Genomic DNA, 527 nt, shown 5'->3' on the forward strand with positions numbered 1-527 from the left:
CGTGTGTGAGATCGTCATTCCGGCTCGCCGCGCCCAGGCGCCCCCTGGCTGCGTTGTCGGCCACACCGATACAACTCATCCGGTATCGCTTCGGCCTTCCGCCTTGCCAGGGAGCGCCTGGACGCGGCTCACTGATCGAAAGCCCGATCTCACACACGCTCTTACGAGGCTCCGGCAATAGGGGTGTGGATCAAAGAGCGGGGCTGGGGTGCGTGCATCGCGCGGCGACGGATGGGCTGCGGCGAGATGCACGCCGCAGCCCATCCGTCGCCGCGTCCCGGGTGCCCGCCGCTCCGGGTGCCCGTGCTCCAGACGCGGCGCTGGGGCCGCACAACCGCGTTGTTGGCGTTACGCGGGGCCGCGGGGGAGATTTTTATGCCGAAGGCCGCGGCATGTCAGCACGAAACGTACATGCGTTGAGCCTGTTTTGAATCTTCTGTCCAGGCGATCCACGCCCAGCCGGTCGCTGGCTTCGCTGCCGGCCGAACCGATGGGGCGCATCCGCTGCCGGTTCGGCCTTCGGCCTT

Origin of the sequence: Protofrankia sp. Cj3 (assembly GCF_917627355.1) — a bacterium.
In the GTDB taxonomy this organism is placed as follows: domain Bacteria; phylum Actinomycetota; class Actinomycetes; order Frankiales; family Frankiaceae; genus Protofrankia.